The sequence below is a fragment of the Shewanella sp. FeAMO genome, from assembly GCF_053653955.1.
On the sequence record NZ_CM132201.1, the window covers coordinates 1,503,552 to 1,519,525 of the forward strand.

Genomic DNA, 15,974 nt, shown 5'->3' on the forward strand with positions numbered 1-15,974 from the left:
GCGTTCGTTATTTGGCTGTGGCAGACCAAGGTTATTTGTGCCAATATGCGCCGGCCGGTTTGCTGCTCTTTGGCAGAGTTCAAACATGGCGCTATAGTCATGCGGGCGCGAAGGCGCCGCAAAATAGAGGTTAGATTATGAAGAGAGCAGTGAAGGCAGTCCAATTATCGCTTGAATAGATTCTTAGCAATAATTGGACGCGAAAATGAATAGAAACAATATCTGGAATTACTCATTCTTATACTCTTTGGTACTTCTGGTACCTTTCGATCTGCTTGCTTCACTGGGGATGGACTTATACCTTCCGGCAGTGAATGACATCGGCACAAGTTTCAAGGTAGGAAGGGAGCAGGTTCAGCTGACGCTGACCATGTATATGGCACTCCTAGGCCTTGGGCAATTGCTGTTTGGCCCCCTCTCGGACAAGTTTGGCAGAAGGCCGATAGTCGTTATTGGCGCTGTCTTGTACTCATTGTCCAGCCTGGCTATTCCCTTAAGTCCGAACTTCGATTACTTTCTGGGACTGAGATTGTTACAGTCGCTGAGCGCGTCTGCACTATTGGTTGCGGCGTTTGCCACGGTCAGAGATGTATTTGCAGAAAGGGAAGAAGGCGTAGTCGTTTACGCCATCATGGGTTCAGTGTTGGCTTGTGTACCGGCAGTGGCACCGTTTCTGGGCGCCTTGATAGAAAAGCAGTGGCATTGGCAGGGCATATTTTACTTCCTGGGAATATTCGCTGCCGTGGTTGCCGTGCACACAGTGTTTAAATGGCCAGAAACCCGGCCGGCCAAAACCCAGCCGTTTCGTTTCAATAGCTTGTTCACCATCCTGGGGTCCAAGACTTTTATCGGTTATACCTTGGCTTATGCAACGGCAATGGGAACCTTCTTCGCCTACTTTTCCACCTCGCCCTCGGTGCTGATGGATACCTTGAGCCTGAGTAAAGTCGAGTTCAGCCTCTGGTTCGGCTCGGTGGCGATTGTGATGATACTGACCACCAGGTTCGTCAAGCCTTTGGTTGGGCGTTGGGGAATAAGCGGCACAGTGTTTCGAGGGCTGGCGGGGCTATTTGTCAGTGGGCTTATCCTCTATCTGTGCGAGTGGCTCTTTGGCGTTACCCTGCTGGGCTTTATGCTTCCCATGTACCTGATTGGAGTCAATATTGCCTTGACTTGTGCAGTCTCGGCCAACGGCGCGCTGCACGCCTTCTCCGCTTCGGCGGGTTTGGCAACGGCGCTTTATTATGCGCTGGAAAGCCTGTATTTAAGCCTGATGGTCAGTGTGCTGATAAAGCTGATCCCGCCCGGAACCTCGGCCACCATAGCTGTGTATATCCTTATCTCTTCCCTGTTGGCTGCGGGCTTTATCCTGCTGGGGCGGCGGCAACAAGGCTAGCTTGGACTTGTATAACTAAAGAGTCCCCCGGATTTTTGGGGGACTTTAATAGTCAAACGTGGATTTGAAAGTTTCAAACGTTGGCATTGGCGCGAGCTTATTGAGCGCATAGTTGCCCGTTAACTGCTATTGTAATTCTGCCAGTGATGAGCAGTGTAGTTTCCGAGAGTAAACGTCTCGTCGGAGCAGAAACCGAGGAATACCTGTGGCTGCTATCTAAAGATGGTTTACTATCGTAATAGCTTGAAAAAAACAATGGCGACTTGATTAGCGATGTCGATATCCAACTTATTAAGCTCTAATGGTTAAGCTTTTGAATGTAAATAGAAGTGGTGAAAATATGAAGATAGTTACACCAGAAGTACAAATAGACAATAAGACTGGATTTGAGCCATCGATTGATATTTTCGAGCGTAAAGAATTTGGTGAGCGGTTAGCCAAATTAATAGAAAATTCTGAGAGTAATCCCGTGATTGCGCTGGATGCAGGTTGGGGGCAGGGTAAGAGTACCTTTATCAAAATGTGGCGGGGTTACTTGTCGCATCAGCGGGAGAAAAAAATTCAGTCAGTGTATTTCGATGCCTTCGAAAATGATTATCAAAAGGACCCATTTTTGGCGTTGGCATCTGAGATGTATCAATTGATCTCAAATACGGATGAAGAAAAGCAAACTCAATTCAAGGATAAAGCGATTAAGGCTGGTAAGTCTCTAGCCAGAGGCGCAATAAAACTGACAGTGAGAACTGTTACCGCTGGTGTAATCGATGGTAGTGCCGTTGATGCGGTGGAGAAAGATTTATCCAATCTAATTGCAGACCAAGTGGATGATCTTGTAAAGGAAAGGTTTGAACATGCCCAAAAGGACAAGTTGGCACTAAAAGCGTTCAAAGAACATCTGTCAACATTTGCAACAGAGCAAGGGGATGGGGGGCCAATAGTTTTCATTATTGATGAGTTAGATCGCTGTCGGCCAGATTTTGCCCTTGAGTTATTAGAGCAAGTAAAACATCTGTTCTCTGTTAAGGGAATCACCTTTATCCTTGTCACTAATCGGGTGCAATTAGAGCAGTCAATTAAGGCTAAATATGGGGAGAGCAATCCTGTTAACTACCTGCATAAATTTATCAATGTATGGTTAACCCTGCCAAGAGCAACAGACCAGTATAATGATCATGGTTATAGATATTTACAATATGTCCTGCGGGAAATGTCAGGTGAGAACCGAAACACTAATCTCAGAGAGTGCGAGAACGTATTGGTAGAAGTTGTCCAATACTACCAGCCATCATTTAGAGAGATTGAGAGAATACTTTCTTATTTTTCTATATTGAGCAATATGTTAACTAAGGAACAGCTCAATAGTGAGTATCAATCTGTAATAGCTATTGTCTGTTACCTCAAAGTTTGCAAGCCTGACTCACTAAGACCTGTAGATGGTAAGATTAGTTACGATAGGATTGTTGCTGCAGCCAATTTTACTGATATTCAACAAACTGAGTTTTGTGAACTAGATCGCGTAGTTCGCGTGGTCAATTTTGACTTTGGTGATAAGGCAACACAAGAGAAGATGATTATGGATAAAGAAATATCAAATTATAATCTTTTTGGTCGAGAACCACCTAATCGCTTGTTGATTGTCAACCAGTGGTTAACTAACATCTCACTATAACTGACAAGCTCGAAACCTTTACAGGCCTGCAGTCACAAACAAACCGTACCAAGAGTGCTGTCCACACAGCACAGATGCTGTAAGGTCCCAAGTCCATTGCCAACCGAGTATATCGCCGGTGAGCCCTGGATGGTGCCTGAATTCGCCACGAACTGGCCGATAAATTTCGTCGCGACAGCAAAAGATAAAGGCCCATAAGGGCCTTTTCTCATTTCGCTCGCTACAGCTATAGCGGCTTATTCATCTTCTGCCGGTGGCACATAGCCTTCAATCTGTACTTCCTGACCTTCGAACAGGAAGGCGACCATCTGCTCTTCCAGCAGTTTGCGATCATCGACATTCATCATGTTCAGTTTCTTTTCGTTGATCAGCATGGTCTGTTTTTTCTGCCACAGGCCCCAGGCCTCTTTGCTGATGCTGTCGAAAATGCGCTTGCCGAGTTCGCCGGGATACAGTTGGAAATCCAGGCCATCGGCTTCTTTCTTGAGATAGACGCAGTTAACTGTGCGTGCCATGTTTACTCCTTGGTCAGACTCGGTTCCAGGCTGGCCAATACCCGCTCTGTTGCAGCGGCCAGTCCCACCCGGGAAGGTTGGTTTAAGTTATACCAGAGACAGGGTTTGGGTTCCATTACCCTGTCTTTACTCTGGGCGCTGTGACCTTGGTCCAGCAGCGTGTCTGTGGCTACTTTGCTCTTTAGCCGCAGCAGCATAGGCTGGGCGTCCAGGTGAAAGTGGCTGAAGGTGTGACGAAAACCGGGTAGCTCAGTGATGCTGTGCTCTGCAAGCCCCAAGGCTTTGGCGGCTTGCAGCAGGTTTTGTCTGTTGCTGAACTCGGGGAAACACCAGAGGCCGCCCCAGATCCCGGCGGGTGGCCTTTGTTGCAGCAAGATCTCGCCATTGTGTTCCAGCACCAGTAGCCAGGCTTCTTTGGCCGGAATCGCCTTCTTCGGCTTCTTACCGGGGAATTCGCCCTGGCGCCCCATAAGCTGCGCCTTGCAGTCACGGGCGACCGGGCACTGGTCACAGGCGGGGCGGGAGCGGGTGCATATGGTGGCACCTATATCCATCATCGCCTGGTTGTATTTTTGGATCTCGGCCTTGGGCGTGAGTGCTTCAGTCAGCTGCCAGAGTTGGTTTTCCACATCCTTTTGCCCGGGCCAACCTTCTATGGCGCCGTGGCGGGCGAGTACCCGTTTGACGTTGCCATCCAATATGGGGTGATGTTGTCCCAAAGACAGCGACAGCACCGCACCTGCAGTTGAGCGACCAATGCCCGGCAGTGCCAGTACCGAGTCAAAGTCGGTTGGAAACTCGCCTTGGAACTCATCACGCACCTTGATGGCGGCCTTGTGCAGGTTACGGGCGCGGGCGTAATAGCCCAGACCTGTCCACAGATGCAGCACTTCGTCCGTGTCGGCATTGGCCAGGCTGACGACATCGGGGAAACGGGCAATGAATTTTTGGAAGTAGGGGATAACAGTCGCGACCTGGGTCTGCTGCAACATAATCTCAGAAATCCATACTTTGTATGGGGTCTTTTGCTGTTGCCATGGCAGAGTCTTGCGACCATTCAAGTCGTACCATTTTATGATACGTTCTGCGAAAGAGGCTGTTTTGTTCATCGGCGCAGTGTAGCCGCAGCCAAGGGGCGAAACAAGGAGATTGATCCCCCCAAATGATTGACTTATTTCGTTCTTGTGGATTGTTGGTATACTTTTTCAGCATCAGGGCTTGCACTGTATGGTGAACTTTGGATAATGCCCTTCTTTTTTCAAACCTCTCTAGGGGCAAAAATGAGCGAAGTCACAACGGCCGAGTTTAACGAAGAAGGCAAATATCTGCGCAAAGTAAGAAGCTTTGTGCTGCGTGAGGGTCGCCTCACCAAGGGCCAGGCCCAGGCCATAGAAGCGCATTGGGGCAGCATGGGGCTGGATTATTCCCCAGAGCCGCTGGATTTGAACGCCGTTTTTGCCCGTGAGGCAGACACAGTGCTGGAGATAGGTTTTGGTATGGGTGCCTCACTGGTGACCATGGCCAAGGAAGCCCCCGAGCTTAACTTTATCGGTATTGAAGTGCACAAGCCTGGTGTGGGCGCCTGTCTTGCCGATGCCGGCGAAGCCGGAGTCACTAATCTGAGAGTATTCCATCACGATGCCATGGAAGTGCTGGAGCACGCCATTGCCGATAATTCTCTGGCGCGGCTGCAGCTGTTTTTCCCCGACCCATGGCACAAGAAACGCCACCACAAGCGCCGCATAGTGCAGCCGGCCTTTGCCGAGTTGGTGCGGCGTAAACTGAAAATTGGCGGTGTGTTCCATATGGCTACCGATTGGGAAAACTACAGCGAGCATATGCTGGAAGTGATGAATGCCGCCCCCGGCTATCGCAACCTTTCCAGCGATGGCACTGTAGTGCCACGCCCGGATTATCGTCCGTTGACCAAGTTCGAGGCCCGCGGCCAGCGCCTGGGTCACGGTGTTTGGGATCTGATGTTCGAACGTACAGAGTAATTACACCTGAGGGAGAAGCAGTATGGCTATTCGCAGTCGTCGTTTGCGCAAGAAGTTGCGTGTTGATGAATTCCAGGAGTTGGGATTTGACGTTAGTTGGCGTTTTGCCGACTCTGTGTCGGAGGAACAGATAGATCCCCTGGTCGACCGTTTTATTGATGAAGTCATAGAACCTAGAGGCTTGGGCTTCCACGGTGGCGGCCACAGAGAGTGGGAAGGCATTATTGCCACCCAAAGAATTGGCAAGTGCACCGAAGATGACAGAAGCGCAGTCAAGGCATTCTGGGAAGCTCAGCCAATCAGCGAGTTGGAAGTCACTGAGCTGTACGACATTTGGTGGAGTTAATCCCGGACGAGGCCTTGCTTGAGCAGGTGCTCGACAGGGTTCGCCCTCTGATTGGCCAGGGTAAGGTGGCGGATTATATTCCGGCCCTTGCCCGGGTCAATGCCAACAAGCTGGGGATTGCCGTCACCATGGCCGACGGCACCACAGTGGGGGCAGGGGATTATTTAGAGCCTTTTTCCATTCAAAGTATTTCCAAAGTGTTCAGCCTGACACTGGCGCTGACACTCTATGAAGAAAGCGAAATCTGGAGCCGGGTAGGCAAAGAGCCGTCGGGTCACTCATTTAATTCTCTGGTGCAGGTGGAGTTGGAGCGCGGCATTCCCCGTAATCCCTTTATCAATGCCGGAGCGCTGGTCATAGCCGACTTGCTGCAGAGCCGCCTCGGAGCGCCCAAGCACAGAATGCTGGAAGTGGTTCGCCGTTTGGCGGGTAATCCGCATATCTGCTACGACAAGGTGGTGGCCGATTCCGAGTATCAGCATAGTGCCCGCAATGCCGCGATTGCCTATCTGATGAAGTCCTTCGGTAACTTCAACAATGATGTGGATACTGTGCTGCGAAGCTATTTCCATTACTGCGCCTTGAAAATGAGCTGCGCCGATCTTTCCCGGGCCATGATGTATCTGGTCCAAGGCGGTAAGGCATTGGATGGCAAAGAGCTGATATCACGGCTGCAGAGCCGCAGACTCAATGCGCTCCTGGCCACATCCGGGCTTTATGATGGCGCCGGTGAGTTTGCCTACCGGGTCGGCATGCCGGGCAAGAGTGGTGTCGGTGGTGGCATAATCGCTGTGATCCCCGGTGACATGTCCATCTGTGTCTGGTCGCCAGAGCTTGACCGCAGCGGCAACTCACTCGCTGGTACGGCAGCGCTGGAGCAACTCAGGCTGGCCGTTGGCCGCTCAATCTTCTGATCCCAAAGGCAGCATTCCGCTGCCTTTGTTTTTTACGCCATACCATAGCTTTCAGCCTAAAGTTGCATATTAAGCGCTTGCCGGGTTTCCGGCGACGGATGTTTCTCATTGCCTGCCGCAGGCTTATGCACAGGCGATCCTGTGACTCGGCGTTAATACGTCCTTGTAGCCTCGACGAAAACATCTGACCTACAGGGACGTAGGAAATGCCGAATTTGTCTGGAACAAAATTCGGCCCTGTTTTCGACGGTCACAGTTCCGCCTGTGCCTGGGAAATAGGCGTATGTTAGTGGGTATATAAGCAATTTCAAGCAACGCTATGATTGCAGAATTGCACCAACTCCCGCTCGAAGTGGCCGCAGGGCGTTGATGATAATCGCGTAGCGAGGCATGGATGCCGAAGCAGCGCCAGTCGAATCAGGGATGAGCGTCTGGCGCGATAGCGAATTGGCATCATAAGCACAAGGGGGTTTCCGCTGCGTCGCGGGTCGCAGGGGGGTTGGAAAGGGGGCGAGTCGATACAGCCCCCTTTCCTCGGGTGTGGGGTGAAGCTCCACGACTTTAGGCCGCTGGTACAGCGGCTATCATGGCTGCCAGCTAAAAGTTACTAAGGGCCTCCGGCGACGGATGTTTCTCATTGCCTGCCGCAGGCTTATGCACAGGCGATCCTATGACACGCTGTTAACCCATCCTTGGGCGCTCGACGAAAAAGTCCCTGTTTTCGACGGTCACAGTCCCGCCTGTACCTGGAATTAGGCGTATATCTGCAGCTGAATACGACACTTTGGGATGAGGAATTGCACCGACTCCCCCTCGGTGTCGCCGAAAGCCGTTGGCGCAAATAACATAGCTGAGGCATGGATGCCGAAGCAGCGACAGTCGAATCAGGGATGAGCGTCTGAAGCGATAGTTATTTGCGCCATTAGGCCGAGGGGCTTTCGACACCGTGTGGGGCGGCAAGGGAGATCCAAGAGGGGATTGCTGTTGATCCCTTCTTGGTCGGGTGTGGGGCGAAGCTCCACGACTTTAGGCTGCTGGCACAGCGGCTATCATAGCTTTTAGCTAAAAGTTACTAATTAGTATTGGCAGGGCCTCCGGCGACGGATGTTTCTCATTGCCTGCCGCAGGCTTATGCACAGGCGATCCTGTGACTCGCTGCAAGTACATCCCTGTAAGCTCTGCCTCGCCATCCCTGGCTCGGAAGGTCACAGTTCCGCCTGTGCCTGAAAATGAGGTGTATGTCTGCGGGCATATAGGTCGCTTCAAACAAGTTAGCTCTTACAGAATTGCACCGACTCCCCTTCGGAGCCGCCGCTGGCGTTGTTGCAAATTGGCGTAGCCGAGACAGGGATGTCGAGGCTCGAAGGTCGAGCAAGGCGAATGTTGCGAAGCGACAAGTTCATGAGCGCGAGCCAAGGAAGGCGAGCTGGCCCTTATGCATGGATGCGTTTGGCGAGTCCTGAGTGTAGCCAATTTGTTTCATAAGCCAGCGGGGATTTCGGCTACGTCGGGGTGTCCTTGGGGATGCAAGGGGCTTTGGACAAGCAAAGCCTCTTGCTCGGTGTGGTGTGGAACACCACGACTTTAGGCTGCTGGCACAGCGGCTATTATGGCTTTTAATCCCGAATGCAGTGAAGAAAAGGAACAGTCTAGGCCATCCAGAGCTTTCCCTGTTAAACCTTTCTTTGGTTTCTTGTGTCTTATTCATCATAACGGCTACAAGTTGGTAAAATTTGCCACTCCTAGATGGTGGATTTTCATATTCTGCTGCCATACTTGATGTTTATTCTTTTAGTATCAGTTGATTATAACTTTGGCACAAAGTCTGCTTTATTCTGAGCCATAAGCGGTAACCAAGTTTACTCGGCAGATTAAAACGAGAGGGAAGACAGAATGAAACAAGCAATTGGTGGAATATCTTTGGTGTGTGCACTGTTTGCGGCGGCGCCTGCTATGGCGATCAACTTTGAGCCAAGAGATGAGCAATGCGAGATGTCACTCAACTACGACATATCACTGGAACCCAAGAAGCTGAGTGTCAGTAATCAAGGGAAAGAACACTATCGAATTGAGCCGGGCCGCCTTTATGTGGAAGGTGAAGAAGTGGCCTTGAATGCCGAGCAGAGCAAGCTTGTCAACGAGTACTCGGATGCCATGGCTCAGCAGTTACCCGAAGTTATCTCTTTGGTGGAAGATGCCGTCACCATGGCGAGCGAGGCCGTGAGCATGGCTCTGACACCACTCTTGGGTGATGCCGCCGGTGCCAAGTTGGATGAAACCATGGACAGTCTGCAACAGCGAGTCTATGAAGTGGCTCATCGCAATGGTGACCAGTACTTCCTCGGGGCCACTGAAGAGTCGCTGGAAAACGCCTTTGGTGATGAGTTTTCCAAAGAAATAGAGCAACTGGTACAGCAGTCGCTAGGCAGTTTGATGATGGCCATGGGCAGCGCCATGATGTCAGGTGAGGGCGAAACCTTTGATGAGAAGATCAATGCCTTCAGCCAGAAGATGGAAAAGATGGGCAAGGATATTGAAGTGCAAATGGAGTCCCGCGCCCAGGAGATGGAGCAGAGAGCCGACGCGCTTTGCGACAACTTCCAACGTTTGGTGGTGCTGGAAGACAAGTTACGCAAGCAGATCCCTGAACTGGGCGAATTCCAGGTACTGTCCGGCAAGGTTGAACTGCAGCAATAAGATTTAAGCTGGTGATTCCCCCTGTATCTTCCCCTCCCTTGATACAGGGGTTTTTTATTGATTATCTGTTGATTATGCCATCACTGCGGCGGTTTTTTTGGCTCAAGGCTATCCTTGGGTTAGAGTCAATAAGAAAGAATTGGTATACTTCGCAAAAATAATAAAACTGACACCCAAGTCAGGACTCAGTGACTCTACCCAGTGCGCTTTCCAAAACCCGGCAGCCCACACCCCATTTTGGGGTCTTGACGGTGAGGCCCGTCGCTTTTCCAGGAAAGCTTTTACCAGTGTTGTAAACGGCTTAAGGCGACTTTCATGTTAGAACTGTTAGAACCTATCGCTATTTTCACTCATGTCGCCCGTGCCGGCAGCTTCAGTGCCGCGGCGCGCAGGCTTGGAATATCCAAATCCAAGGTCAGTACCCAGGTTGCCGATCTTGAACATAAACTCGGGATCCAGTTGATCCAGCGAACAACCCGTAGCTTAAGCCTCACCGAAGCCGGTAATCTGCTGTATGTGCAGGGGGAAGAACTGCTCCGGGATGCGGATCAGGCGGTGGCCAGTGTGCACAACCTCAATGATGCCACCCGAGGCGTGCTCAAGGTAGGGATCTCCCAGTCGTTCGGCACCATGCATATTATTCCGGCACTGCCCGAGTTTATGACCCGTCACCCGGATCTCGAGCTGCAGGTGAGCCTGTTGGACCATAAGGTTGATGTGGTCAGTGAAGGCCTGGATCTGCTGCTGACCATGTCAGAGCAACTGCCTCTGGGTATGGTGGCCCGCCCGTTGATGAAGTGTCAGTTCCTGCTGGTGGCTTCCCCCGGGTATGTTGCGGCCCACGGTATGCCGGCCCGTCCGGAGCAGCTGGTGGAGCACAACTGTTTGGTTTACCACGGTGAATGGCATGAGCACAGCGTCTGGCAATTCAAGAAGGGCGATGACTACTGTGAGATAGGGGTTTCGGGGAATTTCAGAGTCGACAATGCGCCGGCGCTCAAGTCTGCCGCTGTCAGTGGGCTTGGGGTGGTTTATCTCGCCAGTTATCTGCTGGAAGATGAAATAGAAAAAGGCACTCTGGTTCCTCTACTTCCCGATTGGCAACTGACCCATCATCTGCCGCTGCAGGCGGTTTATCCAAGACGTAAACACTTGGCTCCCAAGGTGAGTGCCTTTATCGAGTTCATTAAGGATCACATAGGTACACCACCCTATTGGGACAAAAAATACGCAGATCTGTTTGCCCTGCGCCAGGAAAAATAAAGAAATATCGTTCTTATAATAGAACAATGAAAAACACTCAAGTTCTGCTTGGGTGTTTTTTGTTTTTATATCATATAGATATTGAGATTTTGTTGGTTTTTTTATCGCTTTATTGTTTAGTGAATCCTAAAGGTTTTTAATAATCTTGTTGCAGTCTGTTCTGAAATCAATACAATGGTTGCAGTTGATTCGGGTGGAACCAACATACGGGTGTGCCGTGGGACTGACCCCTCCTGCTGTAGACTGCTTGGTTCAACACAGAGTGTTAAGCCCTTATCAATGCCGACCCAGGTTTTCGAACTAAAACAATGTCGGCCTTAAAACCATCATCCTGATTTTGGTTTACCCCGGCCCAGGTGGCCGGGGTATTTTTATGCCTGTTTTCAGGACGGAATCAAGCGCATAAAAAAGCCGCTCACGGGAGCGGCAGTTGATTCAATTTCAAACCTGGCTTTGCGCGGCCACCCAGTCTTTTACTTCCTGCTCAAGTACATCCAGCGGCAAGGGGCCGTTTTGCAATACCAGGGTGTGGAAGGCGCGAATGTCGAAACGCTCACCCAGCGCCTCCTTGGCGTAGGCTCTAAGCGCAAGTATCTTGTTCATCCCCACCTTGTAAGCGGTTGCCTGCGAGGGCATAACTATGTGCCGCTCAACCATTTTTACTGCGTCAGATTCGGCATTGGGAGTGTTGTCCATGTAATAGGCTATGGCTTGCTCTCGAGTCCATTTCTTGGCATGGATCCCGGTATCTACCACCAAACGGCAGGAGCGCCATAGCTCCATCGCCAATCTGCCAAAATCTGAGTAAGGATCGCTGTAAAGCCCCATCTCCTTGGGGAAGTACTCACTGTAAAGGCCCCAGCCCTCGATATAAGCCGTGTAAGAGCCGAAGCGACGGAAGCTGGGAAGTCCTTCCAGTTCCTGGGCTATGGCTATCTGCATGTGATGCCCGGGGATCCCTTCATGGTAGGCCAGTGCCTCCATCTGGTATTTGGGCATAGCCATTATGTCATAGAGGTTGGCATAGTAAGTTCCCGGGCGACTGCCATCGGCCGAGGGCTGGTTGTAGAAAGCCTTGCCGGCAGACTTCTCCCTGAAGGCTTCCACCTGTTTGACTATCAAAGGCGCTTTGGGCTTTACCTTGAATACTTCATCCAGGCGCGAGTTCATGTTATCGATAAGGGCGGTGGCCTCTCTCAGGTAGGCCCGGCGGCCGGCGTCATTGTCCGGGAAGTAGAAGCCCTCATTCTGGCGCATAAACTTGAAGAAGGCTTTGAGATCGCCCTTGAAGCCAACTTTGTCCATGATGGCGCGCATTTCGCCGTGGATCCTGGCGACCTCGTCCAGTCCTAATTGATGAATGGTATCGGCGCTCATCTCTGTGGTGGTGGTATTGGCCAGGGCATTGTTATAGAAGGCGCTGCCGCTCGGGAATTTCCAGACTCCATCTCTACTGTCGGCCCGTTTTTCCAGGGTTTCGAGATAGGCAATCAGCTTTTGGTAAGCTGGCCTCAATTGTTCTTTGAGGGCGATGGTGGCTTGATCCAGCAGTTTATCTTGGGTGTCTTCATCCAGCTTGAGTTTTGCCAACTTGCTCTTGAAGTCGGCCCAGATGGCACTGTCCGGCTCACCATCAAACGGCGCGCCATGAATAATATTGCGACTGTCTGAAAGTACGTGGGGGAATACGAATTTGGGGGCGATTATGCCTTCCTCGGCGCGAACCTCAAGGGCGGTAATCAGCTGCTCGAACAGCTCAGGAACCCCGGCTATACGGCTGATATAGGCGCGGGCATCGGCTTCGTCGGCTATCGAGTGTTGGTTTATCAACAATGAAGGCACCAGCGAGTGAATGCCGTACATCTGGTTGACCGGGTAGTTGTAGTGGCGGAACTTATCATCGCGGATCTGGCGTTGCAGCTTGGCGGTCAACAGCTCCAGGCTCAACTTGCTCTGTGAGTCCAACTTTGTCGGATCCAGTAGTGACAGGCGCTCAAGCTGCTGCTTGGCGCGAGCAAGCGCGGCATCATCGGCCGCATCTCCCAGTGAGTCCCATTTGCCGTAATCTGTCTTGATACCAAGAAAGGTCTGCCGCACCGGGCTGGCGGCGACATCTTCGTTGAAGATGGCTTCAAACAGGGCGTTGGCTTTGGCGGATTCGGCCTTGATGACCTCAAGAGCCAGGTTTGATGCTTGGTTACTCTGCCCGGAGACGGAGGCTTGGGCGAGAAGGGGATAACTGCTGCTTAAAACGGCGCCAAGGGCCAGCGTCAACAGACTTTTTCTTATGGTTATCGGCATGGACAACTTCCTTTTTGCTTGGCAATGGCAGGCCGGATGACGATGGCCCGAGTCAGGAAAGACGCACAGAAACCGCGACTGCTATGGCTCATTTGCGTCTAAAGAAGTTTATCCTAATGGAATACGGTAACGTAAGGAAGGTGTGTACAAGCCCCATGTGTGCTCTGCGTTGGCTTACAGGCTTGGATGCAAGGCGTGATTCGCAGCGAATGGCAAGCCCTTTGCAAGAGTCACAACACAGCAGACAGGTCTGTAAGACACGCCCTTTGGGGCTTCCACAGCAACAGGCTTTCGGCGTTATCCGACTTTGGCAGGCCCCGGCATGCCTTCAGTCAGATGCCTTGAATGCCAATTGCTGTGGAAGCCAGAGTGCCACGAGGGCTTATATACACCTTCCTTTGGCGTAAATGTTAGAAAATATTTCCTCTTGCTGCTTTCGCTTTGGCAGTAGCAAGAGGAGGCTAATAAGAGATGGAGTTAACAAAACTGCGACAGCAGATCGTTGACGAACATATGCCCCTTGTTGGTGAGCTTCCAGTAACCGGGAGTGATCTCCACCAGCCCGCGCTCGGCGGCCTGCTGCATGCCTTTATCCAGGGTGTTGGCCGCAACGCCGGTGCGCGCTTCAAATTCGCTCCAGGGGATGGGGCTCATCAGTCGCAGCCTGTTCATCAGGTACTCCAGCGCCCTGTCTTCTGGCAGTACATAGCTCTCCTCAAACAGATAATCCTCTGTGGCTAAGTATCCCTTTGGATGTTTTATCTTTACCGTGCGTACTATGCGGTCCTGCTCCGGTAGCGTCAGCTTGCCGTGGGCGCCGCAACCAATTCCCAGATAATCACCGAACTCCCAATAGTTGAGGTTATGGCGGCACTGAAAACCGGGTTTGGCGTAGGCGGATATTTCATACTGCTGGTAGCCAAGGGCTGCAAGTCTTTGCTGGCCCTGTTCATAGATGTGCCAAAGCGCTTCATCGTCCGGCAGTTGCGGCGGGCGTGAATGAAACAGGGTATTGGGCTCTATGGTGAGCTGATACCAGGACAGGTGCGGAGGATTGAGCGCCGCCGCCGTGTCGATATCGGCCATGGCCTCTTCAAAGCTCTGGTTCGGCAGACCGTGCATCAGATCCAGGTTAAAGCTCTGGTATCCGGCTGCAGCAACGCCTTTGGCGGCGTTGACTGCTTCATCCTTGCCGTGAATTCGCCCCAGCAGGTTGAGCTTGTCTTTGGCAAAGCTCTGCACACCTATGGAGAGGCGAGTGACACCTGCGGCGCGGTAAGCGATGAAGTCATCATGTTCCAGGGTGCCTGGGTTGGCCTCCATGGTGATCTCTATGTCATCGGCAAAGGGAATGCGCCGATTCACGCCTTGCAGCAGCCTGCCTATCTGGGCAGCATCGAACAGGGAGGGGGTGCCACCACCGATAAAGATGCTGTGCAGTTGCCGGCCTTGAACATAGTGCAGGTCGGCGTCGAGATCGCCAAGCAGGGCATCGACATACTCCTGCTGTGGCAGCTCACCCTGTTTTCCGTGAGAGTTGAAATCACAGTAAGGGCATTTCTGCACACACCAGGGAATATGAATATAGAGACTCAGCGGTGGCAGCGTCAGCATCAGCCGAGGATCCCCTGTTGTTTGAAGGCTTCAAGCAGCAATTTCAGCGCCTTGCCTCTGTGGCTGAGATGGTTCTTTTCATCACTGCTGAGCTCGGCGGCAGTTTGCTGGTAACCACAGGGAATGAATACGGGATCATAACCATGGCCATTGTCGCCCTTGGGTTCAAAACCTATTTCCCCTTCCCAGGCGGCCTGGCAGATGATGGGAGTCGGATCCTTGGCATGACGCATATACACAAGTACACACTGGAAACGGGCAGTACGGGGGGCTGGCGTTGCCTCTATGGCGCCAAGCAGCTTGTTGTAATTGCCTTCGGCCGTGGCGTTGGCGTCACTGTAACGGGCGGAGTAGATGCCGGGAGCGCCGTCCAGAGCATCAACTTCGAGGCCTGAGTCATCGGCAATAGCGGGCAGACCGGTGATTTCGGCTGCATGGCGCGCCTTGATAATGGCATTTTCAACAAAAGTGGTGCCGGTTTCCGCCACTTCAGGCACATCGAATTGGTTTTGTGGCAACACCTCAATATTGAAGGCGTTGAACATCTCGGCGAATTCTTTGAGTTTTCCCTTGTTGCCACTGGCAAGCACTATCTGTTTCATCTTGGATTTTCCTTATTTCGCAATGCCGGCAATAGTATCATTTTGCAAAAGAGTTTACTCACTCAGCGACAATGAAAAGGTGCGAAAACAAGTAGAGCCGTGGAAGGTTTGAGCCCTAATGGCTGTTGTCGTTTCTCTAAGTCGGCAGTCAATATCCACTCGGGGCGGCCATAAAAAACGCCGCTCATTCGGCGGCGCTCTATTGACGGAATGTGCTGCTCAATCGACGTAGAATTTCTGTTTGAACGCCAGAGTGGTGTTGAGCTCGTTGCCGTGTTTTATCAGGATTTGAAAGTTGATCTCCTGATCGTCGCGATAGGGCACCTCGGCAATATAGTAGATGGCATCACCCTCGCGAATTTCGCGGAATTTCAACTGCATCCTGGCATCGATAAGATTGTTGGCCAGGCCGGATATCTCGACCGGTACTGCCGGATTGCCCTCTTCACTGGTATCCAATACGGCGATATTGATGATACCCGTGTAACGGCTGCGTTCTATGCCGTAGCTCTTGGCGATGGATGGCGTCAAAAAGGTGCTGCCCAGCGCCATATAGTGAATATCGAACTGGCCGACGGTCTGCTTCTGTTCGGCTTGGGCGACACCGGCCAGAGAGCCGAGACACAAAAGCAGGGTCAAAAATTTGCGCAACATAATGCT

At 51.7% G+C, this 15,974-nt stretch carries 13 protein-coding genes; 7 read left to right on the forward strand and 6 right to left on the reverse strand.

Features of this window, described 5'->3' with window-relative positions:
- The first annotated feature begins 205 nt into the window (after positions 1–205).
- Positions 206–1,396, forward strand: a complete 1,191-nt coding sequence (locus ACWAU4_RS06795; RefSeq protein ID WP_144217327.1) for a multidrug effflux MFS transporter — start codon at positions 206–208, stop codon at positions 1,394–1,396.
- A gap of 340 nt (positions 1,397–1,736) precedes the next feature.
- A complete protein-coding gene (locus tag ACWAU4_RS06800) occupies positions 1,737–3,065 on the forward strand; it encodes a KAP family P-loop NTPase fold protein (RefSeq protein ID WP_157822969.1) in 1,329 nt (442 codons plus the stop codon).
- A 236-nt stretch (positions 3,066–3,301) separates the two neighbouring features.
- On the opposite strand, the gene ACWAU4_RS06805 is transcribed toward ACWAU4_RS06800, so the two are convergent.
- Both ACWAU4_RS06805 and mutY read right to left on the reverse strand, forming a co-directional pair.
- On the reverse strand, positions 3,302–3,580 hold the full coding sequence (locus tag ACWAU4_RS06805) for an oxidative damage protection protein (protein WP_025009475.1): 279 nt from the start codon (positions 3,578–3,580) through the stop codon (positions 3,302–3,304).
- A 2-nt stretch (positions 3,581–3,582) separates the two neighbouring features.
- Positions 3,583–4,689, reverse strand: a complete 1,107-nt coding sequence (mutY, locus tag ACWAU4_RS06810) for an A/G-specific adenine glycosylase (RefSeq protein ID WP_025887546.1) — start codon at positions 4,687–4,689, stop codon at positions 3,583–3,585.
- A gap of 171 nt (positions 4,690–4,860) precedes the next feature.
- Between mutY and trmB the strand changes: the two genes are divergently transcribed.
- The 5 genes from trmB (at position 4,861) to ACWAU4_RS06835 (ending at position 10,797) form a co-directional block, all read left to right on the forward strand.
- A complete protein-coding gene (gene trmB / locus ACWAU4_RS06815; protein ID WP_025009473.1) occupies positions 4,861–5,577 on the forward strand; it encodes a tRNA (guanosine(46)-N7)-methyltransferase TrmB in 717 nt (238 codons plus the stop codon).
- A gap of 22 nt (positions 5,578–5,599) precedes the next feature.
- The gene (locus ACWAU4_RS06820) at positions 5,600–5,923 is read left to right on the forward strand and encodes a YggL family protein (protein ID WP_025009472.1); all 324 of its coding nucleotides are present in this window, start codon (positions 5,600–5,602) and stop codon (positions 5,921–5,923) included.
- On the forward strand, positions 5,923–6,837 hold the full coding sequence (gene glsB, locus ACWAU4_RS06825; RefSeq protein ID WP_144162311.1) for a glutaminase B: 915 nt from the start codon (positions 5,923–5,925) through the stop codon (positions 6,835–6,837). The genes ACWAU4_RS06820 and glsB overlap by 1 nt, the downstream gene beginning before the upstream one ends.
- A gap of 1,893 nt (positions 6,838–8,730) precedes the next feature.
- A complete protein-coding gene (locus ACWAU4_RS06830) occupies positions 8,731–9,534 on the forward strand; it encodes a YggN family protein (RefSeq protein ID WP_052678496.1) in 804 nt (267 codons plus the stop codon).
- 315 nt (positions 9,535–9,849) lie between these two features.
- Positions 9,850–10,797: a LysR family transcriptional regulator gene (locus ACWAU4_RS06835; protein WP_025009469.1), complete on the forward strand. Its 948-nt coding sequence runs from the start codon at positions 9,850–9,852 to the stop codon at positions 10,795–10,797.
- Between the two features lie 441 nt (positions 10,798–11,238).
- Here ACWAU4_RS06835 and ACWAU4_RS06840 read toward each other — a convergent pair whose 3' ends face one another.
- The 4 genes from ACWAU4_RS06840 to ACWAU4_RS06855 form a co-directional block, all read right to left on the reverse strand.
- Positions 11,239–13,098, reverse strand: coding sequence for a DUF885 domain-containing protein (locus tag ACWAU4_RS06840; RefSeq protein ID WP_208125650.1), 1,860 nt, complete (start codon positions 13,096–13,098; stop codon positions 11,239–11,241).
- Positions 13,099–13,575: 477 nt separating this feature from the next.
- Positions 13,576–14,712 carry a radical SAM family heme chaperone HemW gene (gene hemW / locus ACWAU4_RS06845; protein ID WP_208125651.1) on the reverse strand — a complete coding sequence of 379 codons (1,137 nt, stop codon included), beginning with the start codon at positions 14,710–14,712 and terminating at the stop codon, positions 13,576–13,578.
- On the reverse strand, positions 14,712–15,314 hold the full coding sequence (gene rdgB, locus ACWAU4_RS06850) for an RdgB/HAM1 family non-canonical purine NTP pyrophosphatase (RefSeq protein ID WP_208125652.1): 603 nt from the start codon (positions 15,312–15,314) through the stop codon (positions 14,712–14,714). Before rdgB ends, hemW begins: the two co-directional genes overlap by 1 nt.
- Positions 15,315–15,533: 219 nt before the next feature.
- On the reverse strand, positions 15,534–15,968 hold the full coding sequence (locus tag ACWAU4_RS06855) for a DUF4426 domain-containing protein (protein WP_025887551.1): 435 nt from the start codon (positions 15,966–15,968) through the stop codon (positions 15,534–15,536).
- Between the last annotated feature and the right edge of the window lie 6 nt (positions 15,969–15,974).